The organism is Erwinia sp. JUb26, assembly GCF_003751505.1.
Taxonomy (GTDB): domain Bacteria; phylum Pseudomonadota; class Gammaproteobacteria; order Enterobacterales; family Enterobacteriaceae; genus Erwinia.
Window position 1 is genome coordinate 148,931 of sequence record NZ_RJVB01000002.1, and the last position, 22,322, is coordinate 171,252.

Below are 22,322 nucleotides of genomic sequence, written 5' to 3' on the forward strand. Positions count from 1 at the left end.
TTAACGGGTTTTCGCCCGCGAGCGGGCCACGCGCGCTTCACCCACCAGCGCATCGAAAATAAAGATAATTGCCAGCATCACCACGATCAGCACCGAACCATAGGCGATCGCCATGCCGTACTCTCCGTCCTCAACGCGGTTAAGGATGTAGGAGGTGGCCACGCGGGTATCTGGCGTAACGAGGAAGATAATGGCGCTGACGGTGGTGATCGCACGGACGAAGCTGTAGATCAGCGCCGAGAGGATCGCCGGGCGCAGCAGCGGCAGAATGATATACAGCACGGTGCGCAGCGATCCGGCACGCAGGCTGAGCGAGGCTTCATCCAGCGATTTGTCCAGCTGGCCCAGCCCGGCGATCCCGGCACGGATCCCCACCGGCACGTTACGCATCACCATGGAGATAATCACAATCGCCGCGGTCCCGGTCAGATAAACCGGCGCGCCGTTAAAGGCGAGGATGTAGGAAACGCCCGCCACGGTGCCCGGAACGGCAAAGCACAGCATGGTGGAAAACTCGATCACCTTCTTACCGCGGAACTGCTGGCGAACCACGACGTAGGCAATCAGCAGGCCGAAAATTGCGGTAATCGGTGCGGCGATCCCGGCGTACAGCAGGGTGTCGAGCAGCGATGGCCATGCACCGTCACTGAATCCCTGGCCGAACAGCTTGCTGAAGTTATCCAGCGTCAGGGTGTAATCAACGCCCCAGTTCACGGTAAAGCTGCCGAAGAAGATGCTGCCGTACAGCAGCACGTTAAAGGCGATCCATACCCACAGCATTGCCGTCACCGACCACACCAGCGACACCGGCAGCGGCTGCACGTCGCCGCGCGAGGATTTGCCCGAGATGGTGACGTAGGAGCGTTTACCGATCCACAGATACTGCACGCAGAACACCAGCAGCGAGAACAGCAGCAGGATCACGCCCAGCGTACTGGCCGAGGTGTAGTCCAGCTGCGCGCCGGTAATGTAGAAGTAGATCTGCGTGGCCAGCACGTCAAAGTTGCCGCCCAGCACCAGCGGATTACTGAAGTCCGCCAGCGACTGGACGATAACAATCAGGAACGAGTTGGCCAGCGCCGGTTTCAGCAGAGGCAGGAAGACGCGGCGGAAGGTTTGCAGTCTGCTGGCGCGCAGCGTGTAAGAGGCCTCTTCCAGCGACGGGTGCAGCGTTTTGATCGCGCCGTCGAGGATCATAAATGACATCGGAGTAAAGGCCAGTACCTGCGCCAGCCAGATGCCGGTAAAGCCGTAGAGCCAGTTGGTATTGGTCAGGCCGAGATAGTTGACCATAAATTCCGTGACGTAGCCGGAGCGGCCCATCATCAGGGTAACGCCCAGACCTACAACGAACGGCGGCGTGACAATCGGCAGGATCGAGAACACCCGCCCCAGCAGCGCCGAACGTTTGGCGATACGCGTGGTGTAGATCGCCAGCACCATGCCAAAGAAGGTACAGCCAATGCCGACCGCCGCACTCAGCAGGAAGGAATTCCAGATCACCTGCAGAATATGCTTTTGCCCCAGCACGGCCATAAACTGCAGCGGCGCAAAGGTGCCGTCATCGGCGGTGATCATCGGTTTGAAGATCGCCAGGCTCGGCCAGATGATAAACAGGCTAATCAGCGCGACGATGGCGATCAGCGAGCCTAAAACAAAGCGGTCACCGCCCAGCCATTCCAGCCGCGACAGCGCGACGGTCATCACCCCGCCCAGCGCGCAGAAGATGACGATGGTACCGTAGCCCAGGCCGCGCTCCAGCCAGGCGGCGCTGACCACCATAAAGACCGCACAGCCCAGTGCCCATGCGGCGTCGAAACGGTGCCGCCCGCGTGAAGCCGTGCCGCGAACCGGCCGCAGCAGCAAAACCAGCGGCAGCAGCAGCCACGCCTGGCTGATATTGGCACCGGACCAGCCGTAGGCCGCGAAAATTTCGTCAGACGTGGATTCCAGCAGGCCGTAGTCGAGGCTGAAGACCGGCAGCAGCAGGTAGCCCGCTACCAGTATCATCAGCCAGATAAAAACAGTATCCCGTCCCTGCGGCAGGTGCAGAGCAGTGGCATCACTCATAGTGTTCCCCGGAGGTTGAAGCGAAAGCGATAGCGCGGCGGCAGGCCGCGCCAAAGTTAAGAATTACTGCCCCATCTTCACGTCGTTAACCCACTTGTTGATCAGATGCTTACGCATCTCCGTGGCGCCGTATTTATCCATGTCGTAGTCGATCAGCTTCAAGTCATCCAGCTTGAGCGAGTTTGGTGAGGTTTCTGCGGTGGTGTTGGTCAGGATCTGGTAAGACTGCCCCTGCTTCCACGCCAGCTCCTGCGCTTCTTTCGACAGCGCCCAGTCCACGAACAGACGGGCGTTGTCGATATTGCGCGCTTTCTTCAGGATGCTGACGCCGCCGACTTCATAGCCTGAGCCTTCACACGGTGAAATCAGGGTCAGCGGCGCGCCCTTGTCTTTTTCCAGCGAGTAGTCGTGCAGGAAGCCGATGCCGATCGCGGTTTCACCACGGGCGGCGTTACGTGCCGGGGCAATACCGGATTTGGTGTACTGGGAAACGTTCGCGTTAAGCTTTTTCAGATAGTCGAAGGCCTGATCTTCGCCCCAAAGCTGGGTAAAGGTAGCCAGTGCGGTATAGGCGGTGCCGGAACTTTGCGGATCGGCGATCTGGATTTCACCCTTGTAGATCGGGTTGGTCAGATCCTTCCAGCATTTCGGCTCCGGCAGGTTTTTCTGCTTCAGGCGATCGGTGTTCACGCCAAAACCGAGAATACCGATGTAGATCGCCGAAGAGTAGTTGCCCTTCACTTTGGCCGGATCGCGGAACTGCGGCATGATCTGATCCAGCACCGGAGATTTATAGGCCTCCAGCAGCCCCATTTCACCGGCCTGAGACTGAGGATCGAGCGTGCCGCCGTACCAGACATCCGCCTGCGGGTTATTCTTCTCGGCATCGACCTTCGCCAGCGTGCTGCCGGAGCCGTTGCGGATAAAGCTGGTTTTCACATCGTATTTCTCACCAAAGGCTTTTGCTTCGGTTTCGCACATGGCGTTGGTGGCGCTGCAGTAGATCACCAGGCGGCCTTTGGCCTGGGCCGCGCCGGACATCGCGCTCACTGCCAGCCCGGCAGCGATCAGGGTAGAGAGGGCTAAACGTTTCATCAGGTTATCCTTATCGTCGAGGGTCGGCAGACCCCGTCGGTTACGGAGCCTGTTTAAATCTCTGCCGGTTCAGGCCGGCAATCAGCAGCGGCATCAGCAGGATGCCAATACAGCCTGCGGCAGCGGTCAGCAGGGCGAAAAAACCCGACCAGCCGTAATGCTGCATCACCTGCGCCAGCGGCCAGCCCGCCAGCGCGGCACCCAGATAGGCAAACAGGCCGAGGAATCCGGTGACGGTTCCCGGCGCGGCCTTGTGGCTGTATTCCACCGCGGCCAGGCCAATCAGCATCTGCGGGCCAAAAACAAAAAATCCCAGGCTGAAGAAGCACACCGACAGCAGCGCCCGGTGATGCACCGGCGCCAGCCACAGCGCCGCCATGCTGAGGAACAGGCCAAAGGCAAACAGCAAAATCATCGGGGCGCGCTGGCCGCGAAACAGCAGATCCGATCCCCATCCGGCAAACAGCGCCCCGATCACCCCGCCCAGCTCAAACAGCGTCAGCGTGGTGTTGGCGCTCAGCAGGTTGATGCCGTGGGCCTCGGTCAGCCATAAATTGCCCCAGTCGTTCAGCGCGATGCGGATCAGGTACACCAGCACGTACGACACGCCCAGCAGCCAGATGGTGCGATTAGCCAGAATCTGCTGGCGGAAAATATCGCGCATCGCCATTGCCGGGCTATGCTCCTGCTGCCACAGCTCCAGCGGATCGCGCCGCCATTCCCCCACCGTCGGCAGCCCCTGCGCGGCGGGCGTATCGCACAGCCGCCAGCAAAGCCAGATGCCGATCAGAATGCCCATCATCCCCGGCAGCAGCAGTGCCGCCTGCCAGCCCCAGCGCATCGCCAGCCAGCCCGACAGCAGCGGCACCAGCGCGCCACCCAGGTTGATCGAGGTGTTCCAACAGCCCCACCAGAAGCCGCGCTCGTTGCGCGAGTACCAGTGGGTGAGCAATTTGGCACACGGCGGCCAGCCCCAGCCCTGGAAAAAACCGTTAAGCGTCCACACCACCAGCAGCGCACTCCACGAGCCGCAAAAGGTGAACACGATATTCAGCACGCCGGTAGCGATCAGCCCGCCGCCCATAAACCACTGCGCGGGGGTACGGTCACTGATCGTGCCGGACAGAAATTTCGACGCGCCGTAGACCAGATAAAACAGCGTGCCCAGCAGGCCGATGTCGGCTTTATCCAGCCCCAGTTCCAGCTGCATCACCGGCATCACCTGGCTGATGCTGCGCCGCGTCAGATAAAACGCGGCATAGCCGATCACCATGGTGAACAGCAGTCGCGGTCGCCAGTAACGGTAGCGCTGGCTAATCTGCTCTGGCGTCAGGGTGATGGCTGCCATGTAAACCTCCGGGTCATCACGGGCTAATATAGGGAAGGCATTACGCCGGGGCATGAGACAAAGTTGGAATGAACCAGGAATTATTCCTGGTCAGGGCGCAGTTTCGCGCGATTTTGTGGGCAAGTTAACAGTTATGCAGGTTCCCGGCGGCGGCAACAGCTGCCAGTCACCGCCGAGCGCCCGCACCCGCTCCTCAATTCCGCGCAGGCCGAAACCGCCGCCGATGGGCTCGGTAATGCCAATGCCGTCGTCACTGACGCTCAGCGTCAGCAGGCCAGGCTGTTCGTCCAGCGTCACCACCACCTGCCGCGCGCCCGCATGCTTGCTGATATTGTTCAACAGCTCCTGCACCACGCGATAGAGCGTGAAGATCAGGGTTTCATCCGTGGGAGAGGCGCTGAGCCGGTAATGGAGCTGGAAATCAATGCCGCGATCGGCGAAGGAGAATTCGGCGGCCAGATGCTGTAGCGCTTTATCCAGCGCCATTTCGTCCAGCACCGGCGGGCGGATCTGCCGCAGCAGCTGGCGGGTGGTGTGATGAATTCTCCGTGACAGGTCGCTAATCTGCCCCGCCGCCTGCCTGGCCGCAGGCGCGTCGCTGCCGCGGGCCACCAGCATTGCCTGGATCTGAATGGCGGTAATGTTCTGGCCGATCTCATCGTGCAGTTCGCGGGCGATAACTTTACGCACCTGCTCTTCGGTGTCCACCAGCTGCGCCATCAGCCGGTGCCGGGCCTGCAGCTCTTTCTCCAGCTGCTGGCGATAGCGCTGTAGATGCTGGGCCAACTGCTGCTGACGGCTGACGGCAATCCCCAGCCCGATGCCGAGCAGCGCCTGGGTGGAGAGAAACAGTTCCAGCTCGCGCAGATCGTGAAACGCGCCGCTGGCCTGCCTGGTGAGGGTAATCAGCACGCTGCCGACGATCGCCGACAGCACCCCGCCCTGCCAGCCAAAGCGGTAGGCCATCACCACGTTGGGCAGGAAGACAAAGATCAGCAGCAGGCGCTCCATTTCCGGCGCGATCGACACCTGCACGCAGACGCCGATGGCGAAAATCACCGAACACCAGATCAGCAGCGAGGTGCGCAGCGGCGGATCGGGCATGCGCTGCGCCAGCATGTCGCTGAGATGCTGCTGTTTAAGGTATTCATAAATCAGGTAGATAAACGGTGTAAGCAGCACGCCGCCGGTAAAGCTGGCCAGCAGCGTCTGGGTGATCGCTTCCTGCAGCCAGGGACCGACAATCGCGCCCTGCAGAAGTGTGTTCAGGGTGACCGCCGCCAGCAGCAGGATCAGCCGCTGCCAGTAAAGCGTGTAGCGGTGCCACTGAAACTGACAGATCCAGGCGGGCAGCACGCTCAGCAGCGGCGAAAGCAGCATCACCGGGCGCACGATTAGCTGCTCCAGCTGTAGCCAGCTAATCAGAATCGCTTCCACCAGCAGCAGTGCCGCCCAGTAGCGCTTCGGCAGCAGGATCATCAGCGCCAGATGCAATCCGGCAGGCAGCAGCAGCACCGCCTGCTGGCCGTTCTGGCTCAGCCACAGACCAATGGTCCACAGTGCCAGCCAGCCGAGGGCGAAAAACAGCGCCAGCATCAGCGATAAAACAATATGGCGCGCCTGCGGCATCAGGTATGGCTCAGCAGCTGATGCTGAAGGGCAAAATGCACCAGCTCGACGGTGGTCTGGCAGTTCAGTTTGCCCAGCACGTTGGCGCGATGGACGTGGACGGTTTTATGGCTGAGCGCCAACTGGTCGGCAATGGCCTTGACGCTGATGCCGTTGATCAGCAGATCGAATACCTGCTTTTCTCTCGGCGTCAGCGAGGTCAGCTCTTTGGGTACGGGCCGGGTCTGGCGCAGCGCACGCAGCGCGTCGGCACACAGGTAAAGCCCGCCGACGCTGACGGATCGCACGGCCTGCACCAGCTCCTCCGGCCCACAGCGTTTGGTCAGATAGCCGCTGGCCCCGGCATCCACCGCGCTTTGCACAAAGGCGCTGGTGTCATAAATGCTGAGGATAATCGCCCGGAAGCCCGGACGCTGCTGGCGCAGCCGGGTCAGCAGACTCAGCCCGCTCTCATCCGGCATGGCAATATCCAGCACCGCTACGTCGAAAGGCTCGCGCAGCAGATGCGGCCAGGCCTCGGCGGCGGAAGCAAACTGGCCGGTCACCTGAATATCGCCTTCCAGGGAGAGAAGCTGAGCAAAGCCGGAGCGCACCACGATGTGGTCGTCGATCAGGGCTACGTTAATCATGATGGATAAACCTGCTGAAAATTTTGTGCATGATGCCCACCGAACGGGGCGTTGAGCAAATGCGAGCGGGGAAAGTGTCGTGCAGTTAACAGTTTAAGCGGCGGGGGAAATAAAAACGGCCAGCAAATGCTGGCCGTTGAACAGGGCAATAATACTTACTTGCTGCCCGGACGCAGAGCCGGGAACAGGATCACATCGCGGATGGTGTGGCTGTTGGTAAACAGCATCACCATACGGTCGATACCGATACCCAGACCGGCCGTCGGCGGCAGGCCGTGCTCCAGCGCGGTGACGTAGTCTTCGTCGTAGAACATCGCTTCGTCATCACCGGCGTCTTTGGCGTTAACCTGCTGCAGGAAACGCTCTGCCTGGTCTTCCGCATCGTTCAGCTCGGAGAAGCCGTTACCGATTTCACGCCCGCCGATAAAGAATTCGAAGCGGTCGGTGATTTCCGGGTTCTCGTCGTTGCGGCGCGCCAGCGGCGACACTTCAGCCGGATATTCGGTGATGAAGGTCGGCTGGATCAGGTGCGCTTCGGCGGTTTCTTCGAAGATCTCGGTGACCAGACGGCCCAGACCCCAGCTCTTCTCAACTTTGATGCCGATGGACTGCGCAATCGCCACCGACTTATCGAAGTCGTCGAGATCGGCCAGATTGGTTTCCGGACGATATTTCAGAATCGCTTCTCTCATCGTCAGTTTTTCAAACGGCTTACCGAAGTCGAACTCCTGCTCACCGTAAGGTACGACGGTGTTGCCCAGAATATCCTGTGCCAGGGTGCGGAACAGGCTTTCGGTCAGTTCGATCAGATCTTTGTAGTCCGCGTAGGCCATATAGAGTTCCATCATGGTGAACTCTGGGTTATGGCGCGGCGAAATACCTTCGTTACGGAAGTTACGGTTGATCTCGAAGACGCGATCGAAGCCGCCCACTACCAGACGCTTCAGGTACAGCTCTGGCGCAATACGCAGGTACATATCGATGTCCAGCGCATTGTGATGGGTGATGAACGGACGGGCAGATGCGCCGCCTGGGATCACCTGCATCATCGGAGTTTCCACTTCCATAAAGTCGCGGTTAACCATGAAGCTGCGGATGCCCGCCATGATTTTAGAACGCACGATGAAGGTGTTACGGGAGTCATCGTTGCTGATCAGATCGAGGTAGCGCTGACGATAGCGGGTTTCCTGATCGGCCAGGCCATGGAACTTGTCCGGCAGCGGGCGCAGGGCTTTAGTCAGCAGGCGCAGTTCGCTACAGTGGATCGACAGTTCGCCGGTCTTGGTCTTGAACAACTTACCGCGGGCACCGACGATATCGCCGAGATCCCACTTTTTGAACTGTTCGTTGTAGATGCCTTCAGCCAGATCGTCACGAGAGACGTACAGCTGAATGCGGCCACCGACGTCCTGCAGCGTCAGGAAAGAGGCTTTACCCATGATGCGGCGGGTCATCATACGGCCAGCAACGCTGACCTCGATGCCCAGCGCTTCCAGCTCTTCGTTTTCCTTGTCGTCAAACTCGGCGTGAAGCGTGTCCGAGGTGCGATCGCGGCGGAAGTCGTTCGGGAACGCCACGCCGGTTTCACGCAGCGCGCTAAGCTTTTCGCGACGCGCTTTCAGTTCGTTATTAAGCTCAAGTGCGGCATCAGCGGCCTGCGGTTGTTGTTCAGACATGTGAGTTCCTTATAACCCTGCTTTCAAACTTGCTTCGATAAAACGATCCAGATCGCCGTCCAGAACCGCCTGCGTGTTCCGCGTTTCTACGCTGGTGCGCAGATCTTTAATGCGTGAATCATCCAGTACGTAAGAACGGATTTGACTGCCCCAGCCGATGTCAGACTTGTTGTCTTCCGCCGCCTGCTTGTCAGCATTTTTCTTCTGCATCTCGTATTCATACAGCTTGGCTCGCAGCTGTTTGAATGCCTGATCTTTGTTCTTATGCTGAGAACGGTCGTTCTGGCACTGCACGACAATGTTGGTCGGTAAGTGGGTAATACGCACCGCCGACTCGGTTTTGTTGACGTGCTGACCACCGGCACCGGAGGCGCGGTAAACGTCAATGCGCAGGTCGGCCGGGTTGATTTCGATATCGATATCGTCTTCAACTTCCGGGTAGATAAAGACCGAGCTGAACGAAGTGTGGCGACGGCCGCCGGAGTCAAACGGGCTTTTACGCACCAGGCGATGAACGCCGGTTTCAGTACGTAACCAGCCGTAAGCGTAGTCGCCGATAATTTTGATGGTGGCGGATTTGGTACCGGCCACTTCACCATCGGACTCTTCGATGATTTCGGTTTTGAAGCCCTTGGCTTCTGCCCAGCGCAGATACATACGCAGCAGCATGCTGGCCCAGTCCTGCGCTTCCGTACCGCCGGAACCGGCCTGGATATCCATGTAGCAGTCGGCGCTGTCGTACTCGCCGGAGAACATGCGGCGGAATTCCAGCTCGGCCAGCTTCTTATCTAAGCCATCCAGCTCGGCAACCGCTTCGTTGAAGGTATCTTCGTCTTCGGCTTCTACCGCCAGTTCCAGCAGGCCGGAAACGTCTTCCAGCCCCTGCGACATCTGGTCGAGGGTTTGAACAATGGCTTCTAATGAGGAACGTTCTTTACCCAGCGCCTGGGCGCGTTCAGGTTCATTCCAGACATCAGGCTGTTCAAGTTCAGCATTTACTTCTTCAAGACGCTCTTTCTTGGCATCATAGTCAAAGATACCCCCGAAGAACGCCGCTGCGCTCAGTGAGATCCTGAATTCGGTTCTTTACCGGATTAATTTCAAACATGGTTTTAGAATCTTTTTAGGTGATCGAAAAGGACGTGAATGTAACAAAGCAGTTTAACTGAAATAGCGCGCGGTTTGTAGCATTGAACACGTTTTGACAGAGCATTACCCCCTCACCGGATTGAAATGGAGAAAGCAATGACCGTTACCGATGCCCTGATGGCATTTACCTTCGCCGCCACGCTGTTAACCCTGACCCCCGGGCTGGATACCGCGCTGATACTGCGCACTTCCACCGTGGAAGGTACGCGCAAAGCGATTCAGGCGCAGATGGGGATTAACGCGGGCTGCCTGGCCTGGGCGACGATGCTGGCGTTTGGTCTGGGGGCACTGCTTGCCGTTTCCGAACTGGCTTACAATCTGCTGAAGTGGTGCGGGGCCGCCTATCTGGCCTGGCTGGGCGCACAGATGCTACTGCGGCCACGGCAGAAAATGGGCGAAGCGGATATTTCCCGCGGTACGCAGAACTGGTTTATGCGCGGTTTCTTTGGCAATTTGCTGAATCCGAAAGTGGGAATTTTCTACGTATCGTTTCTGCCGCAGTTTATACCCACCGGGCAGTCTCTGGTGCTGTGGACCTTCGGGCTGGTGATGATCCACGTAGTGATTGGGACGCTGTGGTCCGCCCTGTTGATTGGTTCTACGCGCAGGCTTTCTGGGATTTTGCAGCGCGAGAAGGTGGTGAAGTGGCTGGATCGCACCACCGGAGCGGTGTTTTTACTGTTTGCCGCGAAGCTGGCGGTGAGTCATCGTCCGGGATAAAGGTGCTTTGCAGGGGGCTGGTTCCTGTTGCTTCGGGACCGGTGCCCGGAGAACGCTGCGGGGCATGCCCATTGCAGCATCGTTGTTGCTTCAGGCTCGGTGTACCGGCGACCGTCAGGGGGCAGAACGCCGGATCGCCGCGAACCTGACCGACACCGATAAGCCAAACGCGAGCACTATCGCGACTTCCCCCCCTGCGGCGACTTAACCAACACAGCCGCGGACGAACCACCCCAGCCCCACTATAACGCCCAAAGATGATCGACAATCAACTGCACATTACGATTGCCGCGAAACTCATTCACATCCAGCTTATAGGCCAGCTCAACGTGCCGCACGCTGGGATCCGGCCACAGCGCGGTATCAATATTAAACGCGATACCGTCCAGCAGCGGACCGCCGCCCATTGGTTCCAGCATCATCTTCAAATGACGCTCGCCCACCAGCTTCTGCTGCAGCAGCTTAAACTTGCCGTCAAACGTGGGCTCCGGGAACGCCTGGCCCCACGGTCCTGCGTCGCGCAGCAGCTCGGCAGTTGGCAGCGTCAGCTCCTGCGCCATCAGCTCACCGTCGCTCCACACCACGCCCTGTAATGACTCCGCATCAAGCAGATCGGCAACCAGCTCGGCAAAACGCTGGCGGAATTCGTCAAACTTCGCTTCTTCCAGCGACAGGCCCGCGGCCATCGCATGGCCGCCAAATTTGATAATCAGTCCGGGATTCAGCGTATCTAACCGCTCAAGCACATCGCGCATATGCAGCCCGGTAATCGAACGCCCGGAGCCTTTTAACGTGCCGTCACCCGCCGGGGCAAAGGCAATCACCGGGCGATGGAAGCGCTCTTTCAGACGCGAGGCGAGGATCCCGACCACGCCCTGATGCCATTCGGGGTGATACATGGCAATGCCCAGCGGCAGCTCTTCACTGTTCTGCTCCAGACTGTTGCACAGCGTCAGCGCTTCGGCCTGCATGCCCTGCTCGATCTCTTTTCGCGTCTGATTCAGTGCGTCCAGTTCTCCGGCCAGCATCCGCGCCTGGCCGAGATCTTCGCTTAGCAGCAGCGCAACGCCGACCGACATATCATCAAGGCGCCCGGCAGCATTCAGCCGTGGTCCCAGCGCAAAACCTAAGTCGCTGGCCGCCAGCTTGCTCGCATCGCGATTGGCGATCTCCAGCAGCGCACGGATACCGGGGCGGCATTTACCGGCGCGAATGCGGCTCAGCCCCTGCCAGACCAGGATACGGTTATTAGCATCCAGCGGCACCACGTCGGCAACCGTGCCCAGTGCCACCAGGTCCAGCCACTCGGCCAGATTCGGCAGCGCTGTCACGCCGCTGTCGCGTAGCCGCGCACGCAGTGCCAGCATCAGGTAGAAAGCCACACCCACGCCCGCCAGCGCCCGCGAAGGGAACTCGCAGTCGCTAAGATTGGGGTTAACGATGGCATCTGCCGCAGGCAGCGATTCGCCCGGCAGGTGGTGATCGGTGACGACCACCGGAATGCCCTTCTGATGCGCCAGCTCCACGCCCGCGTGGGAGGAAATACCGTTATCCACGGTAACGATCAGCTGCGCACCGCGTGCGGCGGCCTGCTCGACCACTTCCGGGCTGAGGCCGTAACCATCATCAAAACGGTTCGGCACCAGATATTTGATATTGCGCCCGCCCATGGCACGCAGCGCCAGCACCGTCAGCGCAGTGCTGGTGGCGCCATCGGCATCAAAATCACCGACGATCATAATGCACAGATCGTCGGCCAACGCCTGTTGTAAAATATCAACAGCACGCTCGATGCCGCTAAGCGAATGGAATGAATGCAGATTTTTAGCACCGCGCTCCAGCGCGGCAGCGTCTGTTACGCCGCGCTGGGCATAAAGACGGCGCAGTAACGGGTTTAAATCGGCAGGAAGTGCAGCAGCATCCGCCGCCTGACGGCGACGGAGTTCGGTTTTAGCTTTGTGCAAAATCAGCCACCGTTTTTCTGGCTGTCGAGGAATTTCTTCATGTCCTGCGGGCCCTGATAGCCTGGGATCATCGCGCCATTCTGCAACAGAATGGCCGGTGTGCCCTGAATGCCGAACAGGATGCCGAGCTTGTACTGCTGGCCGATATCCACTTTGCAATCCGCTGGCTGAACTTCTTCCCCCTTCATCGCGGCATCAAACGATTTACGACGATCGGCGGTACACCAGATGGATTTCATCTCTTTCGCCACCTGGCCGTTCATCCCTTCACGCGGGAAAGCCAGATAGCGCACGGTAATGCCCAGCGCGTTGTAGTCGGCCATCTGCTCGTGCAGCTTGCGGCAATAGCCGCAGGTGATATCGGTAAATACGGTCACAACGTGCTGCTCTTTCGGAGCCTTGTAGACAATCATGTCCTGGCTCAGCGCTTCAACTTTCTTTTCCAGCAGCTGATTGGTGACGTTGACCGGCTGCGCGCCGCTGACGTCATACAGAGGACCCTGCATAAAATGCTTACCGTCTTCGGTGACGTACAGCACGCCGCTTTCCGACAGAACGGTTTTAAAGCCCGGCAGTGGAGAAGGCTGGATTTCGGTTTGCTGCAGGCCAAGACGATTCAGCGACTGCTGGATTGCCGCATCGTCAGCGTGGGCCAGCCCAGCGATCGACGCGAACAGAAAAGAAAGTAACAGGCGGGTCTTCATTTAATATCCTTATAGGCTCCTGACAGGGCCATATTTTCAATCACTTAAGCACGCGGGTGATGCTGCTGATGCAGCTGGCGCAGGCGTTCTGTCGCCACGTGCGTATAAATCTGGGTCGTCGAAAGATCGCTGTGTCCCAGTAACATCTGTACGACACGTAAATCCGCGCCGTGGTTCAGAAGGTGGGTCGCAAAAGCATGACGCAGCACGTGCGGCGACAGCTTTTCACTGTCGATATCCGCCAGTGTGGCGTAATGTTTGATGCGATGCCAGAAAGTTTGTCGGGTCATATGCTGCGCGCGGTTGCTGGGGAAAAGCACATCCAGCGCCTGGCCGTTCAGCAGCCACGGACGCCCATATTCAATAAACCGCTCTATCCAGTATATCGCCTCTTCGCCCATCGGCACCAGCCGCTCCTTGTTACCTTTACCAATCACCCGCACCACGCCCTGCCGCAGGCTGACGTCGCTTAGCGTCAGGCCAACCAGCTCACTGACACGCAGCCCGGTGGCATACAGCAGCTCCAGCATGGCTTTATCACGCAGTTCGATCGGCTGTTCTTCACCGGGAGCCTGCAGCAGTCGCTCAACCTGCGCCTCTGAGAGATCTTTCGGCAATCGCTGCGGCAGCTTAGGGGATGACAACAGCGCGCTCGGGTCGTCCGCGCGCAGTTTTTCACGATAAAGATACTGGAATAGCCTGCGCATGGCGCTCAGCAGACGTGCCGAGCTGCTGGCCTTGTAGCCTCCTTCCAGCCTTTCGGCGAGGAAGCTTTGCAGGTTAACGGCATCCGCATCCAGCAGCGTCAGCTGTTGATGGGCAAGCCAGTCGGTCATCGATCGCAGATCGAGTCGATAGGAGATGACGGTATTTTTCGCCAGATTGCGCTCGATCCATAAGGCATCAAGAAACTGTTCAATCAGATCGCTGTCCTGCACGCTATTTCCTCCAGGTCAGGGTTTACGGCGATTATGCCTCATTGTTACCCATATCTGGTATTATCGCTGCCATGCCTGAAGAAAAATGAGTTTTACTTCCATGAACATTGGTCTGTTTTACGGCTCCAGCACCTGTTACACCGAAATGGCGGCCGAGAAAATTCGCGATTTTATCGGCGAAGATTTGGTGACGTTGCATAACCTGAAAGATGATTCGCCGCTCCTGATGGAGCAGTATGATTTGCTCATCCTGGGGATCCCGACCTGGGATTTCGGTGAACTGCAGGAAGACTGGGAAGCGATCTGGACCGATCTTCCGAACCTGAATTTACGCGGCAAAATCGTCGCACTATATGGCATGGGCGATCAGGGTGAGTACAGCGAATGGTTCCTTGATGCGCTCGGCATGCTCCATGAAGTGCTGGCCCCAATCGGCGTCCAGTTTGTTGGTCGCTGGCCGATTGAAGGCTATGAGTTTACCAGCAACAAACCGCTGACCGCCGACGGCCAACAGTTTGTTGGCCTGGCGCTGGATGATGTGAATCAGTTTGACCAAACAGACGACCGTATTGCGCAGTGGTGCGAGCAAATCCTGACGGAGATGGCCGAACTGCTTTAACGCTTATCTGCGGGCCAATCACCGTGCCGGTCAGCCCGCTATCGTGCTACTTCCACAGACCGAAACGGTCTTCCGGTTTTTTATCATCTTTCTCTGCGGGCTTCGCCGCTTTCTTCGCGGTCGGCATCGACAGCCCGTACCAGTCAATATGTCGGGTCAGAACCATTACCGCCGCCAGCGCGATCGTCAGCACCCCGGTCCCCAGCAACAACGCGCTATCCTCAGATTGCAGCAGCTGCCACAACACCGCGTCCAGAGCCAGCAGCCCGGCAACAAAACTCAGACTACGCCGCCAGCCTTGCAGTACCGCCTGTAAATAGAAACCGTTTATCGCCGCGCAGGTCAGGCTGGCACTGAGCCAGGCAAGGTTGAAGCCGATATGCTCAGAGAGCGCCAGCAGCACCAGAAAGAACATCACCAGCGACAGGCCAACCAACAGATACTGCATCGGGTGTACGCGCAGTGCGGTCAGTGTCTCGAAAAGGAAGAATGCCATAAAAGTCAGACCAATCAGCAGGATGGCATATTTCACTGCCCGTTCGGTTTGCTGATACTGGTCGACCGGGTTAATCACCATCGAACTAAAAGCTGGCAGCGTAGCGCTGCGGACTTCAGCATCATCAGAAAAAAGGGAATTGAGATTATTTGCGAACCAGGAACTCTGCCAACTGGCAGTGAAACCCTGCGATGTAATATGGCGTTTCTCCGGCAGGAAGCTGCCGGTGAACCCCGGATGCGGCCAGTTACTTTGCAGTTCAAAGGCACTGTTTTTGCCGATCGGCACCACTTCCAGCTCCCTCGTCCCCATCAGCTTCATTGAAAAACTCAGCGCCAGGCTTTTCTTCTGCAGCAGCGACTGCGGCAGCACGGCATGCAGCCCCTCTCTGTCCTGGCCAAACTGACTGCCGGGCTGGAAGTCGAGCTCCTGACCTTCAATTTGCAGCGGCGTTACGCTGGCTATTCCGCGTGAATCGCCGAGCACAACGGTCAGCCAGGGCTGGCCCACTACAATCCCCGGTTTGTTCAGCAGATCGCGAATGCGTTCGCCGTCGAAACTGGCACTGACGGCAATCCCTGAGCGCCACAGCTGCCCCTGATAGATACCAACGCTGCGCGACTCCACCACCTGCTGCGCACCAATCTTTAGCTGCTCCGGCAAATAAAAGCGGTGATGCTTCTCCTCAACCAGCACTTCCTTATCGCCATTCATCACCTTATGCGTTTCCGTCCACGGTACGACTATCAGCGGACCCAGCACGCGCTGCGGGCCGCTGGTGCTTTGGCTGAGCGTTTGCGCCACGCTGTCCCGCCAGCTGGCGCGCTCAGAAATAAGTGAGTTAAGCATGCTGAGCGGCACCAGTAACAGCAGCAGGCAGCCGATCAGCGTGATGACCTTCCAGAATAAAGCAGATTTCAACATGGTATTTTCTCCTGAGTGAATGACGCAGAAGATAGGCCTGTCGTATGGGGAGAGAATGAAGTTGTGTGAAGGGAAGGTGAAGTCAGCGCTGTTTTTTTAGCGTCAGGCTGGCACAAACGCCGCCTCCGGCTAAATTCAGCAGCGTTACGCTGCCCTGGTGCAGACGGGCCACCTCAAGAACAAACGCCAGTCCCAGCCCGCTGCTTTTCTCACCGTTGCTGCGCGGCAGAGAATAAAAGCGATCGAAGATATACGGCTCCGCGTACGCCGGGATGCCACTGCCGCTGTCAATAATCTGCATCGTCACCGTACTGTCCCGGCTCTCCGCCCGCAGCACCACCGTGCCCCCCGGCGGCGTGAAATCCAGGGCATTATCCAGCAGATTTGCCAGCGCCTGCTCCAGCAGCAGCCGGTCGGCGAAAACCTGCATACCATTCAGGCTTTCGGTTTCAAGATGCACATTTTTACCCTGTGACTGCACGACTCGGCTGTCACGCAATGCGTTCATTAACGGCAGCAGATCGATGGGCTGGCGTGAAATCTCAGGGCGGTTTTCCAGCCGGGCCTGGCGCAGAAGATTATCAATCAGCCGCTGCATGCGCGCATTTTGCTGAAGAATATTGGCGGAAAATTGCCGGGTAACCTCAGGCGGTGGCAGCTCCTGAATGATTTCCGCTGCCCCCCGAATGGCCGCCAGCGGGCTTTTCAACTCGTGGGTTAAGGCATGGGCGTAATGCTCAATATAGCGCTTGCCTTCCAGCTTCAGCCGCATACTCTCCAGTGCCTGTGCCAGCTTACGCAGCTCGCTGCTGTTCATCGCGGGCAGCGGCGGCTGTTCGCCAGCGGTGACGGAATCGGCATAGCGTACCAGCCTGCCCACCGAGCGGTTAATCCACAGAACAAAAGCCAGACCAATCAACAGGGCAATGCCTAACAGTGCGGCCCCCGCCCACAGAATGCGGTGTTCGCTGCGGTGTATCACCGGTTCCATCGTACTGTTGGCTTTGCCCACGCTGAGCACGCCAATCAACCGCTCGCCTTCCCTTACCGGCGCAGCGACATACATCACCGTACTGTTTTCATTTTCAGGGTCGCTTTGGCTGCTGCGAGCACCATAGCGCCCGCGAAGGGTCAGCCAGACATCATTCCATTGCGAGTAGTCCTGCCCGAGAGCCACACCGGCGGAATCAAACACCACCCTTCCTTTCGCATCGGTCAGATAAACGCGATACTCATTGCGGTTTTTGCTGATTCCGCTGATGTTGGCCGCCACCCGATAGTTCGCCAACTGCGAAAAAGCCTGCGCCAGTTGACCATGCTGCGGATCCCCGCTCAAAATATCGGTACGGGCGAACTGGGCCAGCAGCGTGGCGGTATCCACCAGCATGCCTTCGGTTGCCCGCCGAACGCCGGGTTTAACTTCCTGCAGAAAAATATTCAGCACAAACCAGGCCGCAATTGCCACAATCAGAAAGTAACCCAGCAGCAGGCGCATACCGATTTTCATCAGCCAGCCACCAGGCTGTAGCCCAGGCCACGATGGGTCATTAAAACCGCTTCATTTGGGTTGATGTCGCGCAGTTTGGCTCGCAGCGTTTTAATGTGGGTATCGACGGTGCGTTCCATGCTCTCCTCTGCCCCCAGCCACACCCGATCCATCAACTGCTGGCGTGAAAAAACCCGACCGGGTGCGGTCAGCAGCGTTTTCAACAGCAGAAATTCATAGCGCGTAAGCACCAGCGGACACTGGTGCCAGGTAATGCGGGCCGCTGGTTCATCAAGCATAAAATGCCCAACGGTGCGCTGCCCGGACTGGGCAATACGCTGCTGCTTTTGCAAGCGCTTAAGCAGCGTGCGGACCCTGGCGCAGACTTCACGCGGAGAAAACGGCTTGGCCACGTAATCGTCCGCACCGATTTCTAACCCCAGCAGTCTGTCGGTCTCTTCGATCCTGGCGGTCAGAAACAACACCGGAAGATCAGGCTGCCTGGCCAGCAACTGGCGGCAAAGCTCAAAGCCATTAATATCTGGCAGACCAACATCCAGGATCACCAGGTCAGGAGGCTGCTGTTGCAGCGCCTCCAGCAGCGGCAATCCACGGGAAAACCAGCGCGGGGTAAAACCTTCCTGCTGAAGTACATAGAGCAAGGTATCCGCAATTGCAGCTTCATCTTCAGCCAGCCATACAGTGGCACTACTCATTACCCGGTTCCTTCAGCATCAGCAACTGCTGCCTTAGCAGGCGCCATTCAGCATTCTCCATGCTATCGATACCGAGCCACAGCCACTCGCGCTTCCCTTCCGCAGAACGTAACGATAGCAAAATCGCCCAGCGCCCTATCCACGGTTTTGCAACGAGAGACCACCGTTGCCGCCGCCAGTGAAACTGTCTTGAGGAAAGCAGCTCAATGGGTCCGATGCGTGACAGTATCCGCCGCTGACTGCGAATACTTTCCATAAGCACCAGCGTCAACAGCACTATCCAAACCAGGGTATAGCTACCAGGCCAGGGGATCAATAATAGCAGCAGAATAATCGCGCCGTGTATCAGCAGGGACTGCCACTGTGCCGCCCAGGAAACTCTCAGTTCACATCGCCACAGGACCACGTTGCTGATTTCTCTCCTGAATCAGTGCCACCATTCGCCGAAGCTCAGGATCGGCCGGCGCTCCATGGTTCATCAGCCAGTTAAACAGGTCAGGATCGTCGCTCTCCAGCAGACGAACGAACACCTTTTTGTCACCGTCGCTCAGTGAATCAAACTCGTATTCAAAAAACGGCATGATCGAGATGTCGAGTTCCCGCATGCCGCGACGGCATGCCCAGTGAATGCGTGATTTATTGGTAATATCCATGTTACTCAGCGTCAGTTAATCAAACAGGGATCCAGTGTAACCCTTTTTTTCCCCGCTGTTGATGCAGCAATTTATAGCTTGCGAGACATCACGCAAAGCTTGCAGGGTTATCACGCCTTTTGTGCCGCTTTTGCCGGAAACTGGTTGCAAAGCAATGCGTCTCTCTTAACATGAGAAGTATTGTTAATTTTTTTCAATTCAGGACAGAATCATGCCAATTATTGCTTTTCCACCTCGCCAGCCACAGGCATCCGCGCAGCTTCCTCTGACGCTGATTTCACTGGAAGAGTGGGCGCTGGTGACCGCCACGGGCCAGGACCGCGTGAGCTATCTGCAGGGACAGGTGACGCTGGATGTGGCGGCGCTGGGTGCCGACCGCCATCTGACTGCTGCGCACTGCGATGCGAAAGGTAAAATGTGGAGTACGCTGCGCCTGTTCCATCGCGGGGAAGGCCTGGCCTATATTGAACGCCGCAGCCTGCGTGATAACCAGCTGACTGAATTGAAGAAATATGCCGTATTCGCCAAAGTTACCCTGGCCGCCGACGATGAATCGGTGCTGCTGGGTGTGGCGGGTGCGCAAGCGCGCGAAGCGCTGGCGGGTATTTTCCCGGTGCTGCCGGATGCCGATGCGCCGGTCGTTCAGCAGGATGAAAGTACGATACTGTGGTTTGATCTACCCGCCGAACGCTTTCTGCTGATTACCAGTGAAGCGAAGGTCACAGAGATCCAACAAACGCTGGCCGATAAAGCCGTGCTGAACGGCAGCAATCAGTGGCTGGCGCTGGATATCGAGGCCGGTTTCCCGATTATTGATGCGGCCATCAGCGCGCAGCTGATCCCGCAGGCGACCAACGTTCAGGCGCTTAACGGCATCAGTTTTAAGAAAGGCTGCTATACCGGCCAGGAAATGGTGGCACGCGCCAAGTTCCGCGGTGCCAATAAGCGCGCGCTTTACTGGCTGGCGGGCCAGGCCGGTAGCGTTCCCGCCGCAGACAGCGCGCTGGAAATGCAGATGGGCGAAAACTGGCGTCGTACCGGTACGATTCTGGCGGCCTGCCAGTTGGAAACGGGTGAGGTCTGGGTACAGGCGGTACTGAACAACGATCTCGAAGCCGATACGATTCTGCGCGTGCAGGGTGATGAAGGCGGCAAACTGACCATTCAGCCGCTGCCTTACGAAATTACCGCCGGCTGATTTTCAGGCTGACCGGCACGCCGGTCAGCCTGTGATTACATCACGTAGAGGTAGATCGCGAAGAAGTGGCACAGGCTGCCGCCCAGCACAAATCCGTGCCAGATGGCATGATTGTAGGGTATGCGCTTCGCCACGTAGAAAATGACGCCCAGCGAATAAATCACCCCTCCCGCCGCTAAAAGCCATACGCTGCCCGCAGGCAACTTCGTTACCATCTGATAGATAACGATCAGCGACAGCCATCCCATCAGCAGATAGGTCGTGAGCGACAAAGCCTCGAAACGATGGGCAAAGGCCAGCTTAAAGACGATGCCCACCAGCGCCAGGCTCCAGATCACCGCCATCAGGCCGTGAGCCAGCGGCGACTTCAGCCCCACCAGCAGGAATGGCGTATAGGTACCGGCAATCAGCAGGTAAATCGCCGAGTGGTCGAGTTTTTTCAGCCAGTATTTTGCCCGCTGGTGCGGAATTGCATGGTAGAGGGTAGAGGCCAGAAACAGCAGGATCATGCTGCCACCGTAAAGGCTGTAGCTGGTGATCGCCAGCGCGCCGGCGCGGCTTTCAATCGCCTGAGTCAGGAGTAAAACCAGACCGATAATCCCGAACAGACAGCCCACGCCGTGGCTGATGCTGTTGGCAATTTCTTCCGCCAGCGAGTAGCCGCGCGTCAGTATTTTCTGATGAGCCATATACGTTCGTTCTCTCTCTATTAGTCATCATGCGGCCAGCAAATGCCGTGGTCGATAAAGCATCACCAGCCTAACTGAGAACAATTTCAGAGTACACATGTAAGCTAGAAAAAATCTGTGAAACCTTGTAACACATATTCTCCCGTGTACCAGGCAAACGTTTCCCTTAAACTATCCGAGAACTTTTATCAGAGAATAAGCGAGTCGTTATGTCTGACAGGGTAGCAGCCTTAGATTTCGGTGCGATGACCGAAGTCGTGCAGTTTTTAATGGAATTGGACAAGCTTAAAAGCGTCGAGCGCCGCACCCGGTTGCTTGATAATGCTCGGCAGGAAAACTCCGCCGAGCACAGCTGGCATCTGGCGATGGCCGCCATGAGCCTGGCCCCTTTCGCCACGGAAGCGATTAACGTGCCGCACGCGGTACAGTTGGCGCTGGTGCATGATGTGGTAGAAATCGATGCCGGAGACGTGCTGGTGTATGACCTGGCCGCGCGTGAAGCCGTTCAGGAACAGGAAATGGCCGCCGCCGAGCGTATTTTCGGCCTGCTGCCTGCCGCGCAGAGCCAGCAGTTCCGCGCGCTGTGGAACGAGTATGAAGACGGTGACACCGCCGAATCGCGTTTTGCTAATATGCTCGACCGCGCGCTGCCGATTATGCTCAATCTGCACAACGAAGGGCAGAGCTGGAAAGAGAACGGCATCCGTCTGGAGCAGGTCAAAGCGCGTAATGTGAAGCTCGCCGAGCAGTGGCCGGAACTGTGGGGCTATCTGCAGCAGCACCTGGATAACGCCCACGCCCGAGGCTGGCTGCTGTAAGCATTCTGCCAGGATTGCCCGTGTTTATCTGCCCCCTGCGGCATCGATAATCGTCCCGGTCACATAGGACGCATCGTTGCTCAGCAGCCAGGCGATAATGCGGGCGATCTCTTCCGGCTGCCCGCCGCGCTGCATCGGAATGCCCGGCGCTACGCGGTCTACGCGCCCCGGCTCGCCGCCGTCGGCGTGCATTTCGGTGTAGATAAAGCCCGGCCGCACGCCGTTTACCCGAATTCCCTGCGCCGCCACCTCAAGAGATAACCCTTTGGTCAGCGTATCCATCGCCCCTTTTGAGGCCGCGTAATCAACATATTCGCCCGGCGAGCCCGTGCGTGCCGCGGCGGAAGAGACATTAACAATCCCACCGCCCTGCCCACCATGATGGAAGCCCATACGCTTCACGGCCTCGCGGCAGCAGATAAAGCTGCCGGTCACGTTGGTGGCGAAGACCCGATTGATACGCTCTGCCGTCAGCTGTTCCAGCGTGGCCTGCTGAAACAGGATCCCCGCATTGTTGATAAGCGCGGTGAGCTGCCCTGGATGACGATCGATTTCCGCATACATCGCCATCACCTGCGCTTCATCGGACACATCCGCCTGAATAGCAAACGCGCTGCCGCCCTGGCAAGTAATCTGTTCCACCACCTCTTCGGCGGCATCTGCCCGCCGGGCGTAATTAACCGCGACTGTCCAACCCAGCGTGGCCAGCAGCAAAGAGGTCGAGCGACCAATACCACGGCTGCCGCCGGTAACCAGAGCGATATTCATTGAACCTCCAGAAAGCAAAAGGGACGACTTAAC

21 protein-coding genes are annotated in these 22,322 nt (G+C 58.0%); 4 read left to right on the forward strand and 17 right to left on the reverse strand.

What is annotated here, in order from left to right:
- The 7 genes from EC836_RS05800 to prfB form a co-directional block, all read right to left on the reverse strand.
- On the reverse strand, positions 1-2,070 hold the full coding sequence (locus EC836_RS05800) for an iron ABC transporter permease (protein WP_123331048.1): 2,070 nt from the start codon (positions 2,068-2,070) through the stop codon (positions 1-3).
- 63 nt (positions 2,071-2,133) lie between these two features.
- Complete coding sequence (locus tag EC836_RS05805; RefSeq protein WP_123331058.1) at positions 2,134-3,165, reverse strand: ABC transporter substrate-binding protein; 1,032 nt, start codon at positions 3,163-3,165, stop codon at positions 2,134-2,136.
- A 40-nt stretch (positions 3,166-3,205) separates the two neighbouring features.
- A complete protein-coding gene (gene uhpC / locus EC836_RS05810) occupies positions 3,206-4,513 on the reverse strand; it encodes an MFS transporter family glucose-6-phosphate receptor UhpC (RefSeq protein WP_123331060.1) in 1,308 nt (435 codons plus the stop codon).
- A 90-nt stretch (positions 4,514-4,603) separates the two neighbouring features.
- On the reverse strand, positions 4,604-6,142 hold the full coding sequence (locus EC836_RS05815; protein ID WP_123331062.1) for an MASE1 domain-containing protein: 1,539 nt from the start codon (positions 6,140-6,142) through the stop codon (positions 4,604-4,606).
- On the reverse strand, positions 6,142-6,771 hold the full coding sequence (locus tag EC836_RS05820; protein ID WP_123331064.1) for a response regulator transcription factor: 630 nt from the start codon (positions 6,769-6,771) through the stop codon (positions 6,142-6,144). The genes EC836_RS05815 and EC836_RS05820 overlap by 1 nt, the downstream gene beginning before the upstream one ends.
- 155 nt (positions 6,772-6,926) lie before the next feature.
- Positions 6,927-8,447 carry a lysine--tRNA ligase gene (gene lysS / locus EC836_RS05825; protein WP_123331066.1) on the reverse strand — a complete coding sequence of 507 codons (1,521 nt, stop codon included), beginning with the start codon at positions 8,445-8,447 and terminating at the stop codon, positions 6,927-6,929.
- A gap of 9 nt (positions 8,448-8,456) precedes the next feature.
- Positions 8,457-9,555, reverse strand: a protein-coding gene (gene prfB, locus EC836_RS05830) for a peptide chain release factor 2 (protein ID WP_123331068.1) whose coding sequence is annotated in 2 segments (ribosomal slippage) — positions 8,457-9,479 and positions 9,481-9,555 — 1,098 coding nt in all. Because the reading frame shifts where the segments join, the coding sequence is not laid out codon by codon here.
- A gap of 137 nt (positions 9,556-9,692) precedes the next feature.
- On the opposite strand from prfB, the gene EC836_RS05835 reads away from it, so the two are divergent.
- A complete protein-coding gene (locus EC836_RS05835) occupies positions 9,693-10,316 on the forward strand; it encodes a LysE family translocator (RefSeq protein WP_123331070.1) in 624 nt (207 codons plus the stop codon).
- A gap of 242 nt (positions 10,317-10,558) precedes the next feature.
- On the opposite strand, the gene recJ is transcribed toward EC836_RS05835, so the two are convergent.
- The 3 genes from recJ to xerD are packed head-to-tail and all read right to left on the reverse strand — an operon-like array spanning position 10,559 to position 13,922.
- Complete coding sequence (gene recJ, locus EC836_RS05840; protein ID WP_123331072.1) at positions 10,559-12,280, reverse strand: single-stranded-DNA-specific exonuclease RecJ; 1,722 nt, start codon at positions 12,278-12,280, stop codon at positions 10,559-10,561.
- 2 nt (positions 12,281-12,282) lie between these two features.
- Entirely contained in the window at positions 12,283-12,984 is a 702-nt protein-coding gene (dsbC, locus tag EC836_RS05845; RefSeq protein ID WP_123331074.1) for a bifunctional protein-disulfide isomerase/oxidoreductase DsbC, read from the reverse strand.
- Between the two features lie 44 nt (positions 12,985-13,028).
- Positions 13,029-13,922 (reverse strand): site-specific tyrosine recombinase XerD, encoded by an 894-nt coding sequence (gene xerD / locus EC836_RS05850; RefSeq protein WP_123331076.1) that lies wholly within the window; start codon positions 13,920-13,922, stop codon positions 13,029-13,031.
- A gap of 100 nt (positions 13,923-14,022) precedes the next feature.
- Between xerD and fldB the strand changes: the two genes are divergently transcribed.
- Positions 14,023-14,541 (forward strand): flavodoxin FldB, encoded by a 519-nt coding sequence (gene fldB, locus EC836_RS05855; protein WP_123331078.1) that lies wholly within the window; start codon positions 14,023-14,025, stop codon positions 14,539-14,541.
- 46 nt (positions 14,542-14,587) lie between these two features.
- Here fldB and creD read toward each other — a convergent pair whose 3' ends face one another.
- From creD to sdhE, 5 genes are all read right to left on the reverse strand, one after another.
- Positions 14,588-15,961: a cell envelope integrity protein CreD gene (gene creD, locus EC836_RS05860; protein WP_123331080.1), complete on the reverse strand. Its 1,374-nt coding sequence runs from the start codon at positions 15,959-15,961 to the stop codon at positions 14,588-14,590.
- A gap of 82 nt (positions 15,962-16,043) precedes the next feature.
- Entirely contained in the window at positions 16,044-17,468 is a 1,425-nt protein-coding gene (creC, locus tag EC836_RS05865) for a two-component system sensor histidine kinase CreC (protein ID WP_123331082.1), read from the reverse strand.
- Complete coding sequence (gene creB, locus EC836_RS05870; RefSeq protein ID WP_123331084.1) at positions 17,468-18,163, reverse strand: two-component system response regulator CreB; 696 nt, start codon at positions 18,161-18,163, stop codon at positions 17,468-17,470. The genes creC and creB overlap by 1 nt, the downstream gene beginning before the upstream one ends.
- Complete coding sequence (locus EC836_RS05875; RefSeq protein ID WP_123331086.1) at positions 18,156-18,569, reverse strand: protein YgfX; 414 nt, start codon at positions 18,567-18,569, stop codon at positions 18,156-18,158. Before EC836_RS05875 ends, creB begins: the two co-directional genes overlap by 8 nt.
- Positions 18,550-18,816, reverse strand: a complete 267-nt coding sequence (gene sdhE, locus EC836_RS05880; protein ID WP_105592339.1) for an FAD assembly factor SdhE — start codon at positions 18,814-18,816, stop codon at positions 18,550-18,552. The genes EC836_RS05875 and sdhE overlap by 20 nt, the downstream gene beginning before the upstream one ends.
- 211 nt (positions 18,817-19,027) lie before the next feature.
- Between sdhE and ygfZ the strand changes: the two genes are divergently transcribed.
- Positions 19,028-20,014: a tRNA-modifying protein YgfZ gene (gene ygfZ, locus EC836_RS05885; RefSeq protein WP_123331088.1), complete on the forward strand. Its 987-nt coding sequence runs from the start codon at positions 19,028-19,030 to the stop codon at positions 20,012-20,014.
- A gap of 35 nt (positions 20,015-20,049) precedes the next feature.
- Here the strand turns inward: ygfZ and EC836_RS05890 are convergent, their stop codons facing one another.
- Positions 20,050-20,703, reverse strand: coding sequence for a hemolysin III family protein (locus EC836_RS05890; RefSeq protein ID WP_123331090.1), 654 nt, complete (start codon positions 20,701-20,703; stop codon positions 20,050-20,052).
- 209 nt (positions 20,704-20,912) lie between these two features.
- Between EC836_RS05890 and EC836_RS05895 the strand changes: the two genes are divergently transcribed.
- Entirely contained in the window at positions 20,913-21,521 is a 609-nt protein-coding gene (locus tag EC836_RS05895) for an HD domain-containing protein (RefSeq protein ID WP_123331092.1), read from the forward strand.
- Positions 21,522-21,545: 24 nt separating this feature from the next.
- On the opposite strand, the gene EC836_RS05900 is transcribed toward EC836_RS05895, so the two are convergent.
- The gene (locus EC836_RS05900; protein WP_123331094.1) at positions 21,546-22,289 is read right to left on the reverse strand and encodes an SDR family oxidoreductase; all 744 of its coding nucleotides are present in this window, start codon (positions 22,287-22,289) and stop codon (positions 21,546-21,548) included.
- Positions 22,290-22,322: the final 33 nt, after the last annotated feature.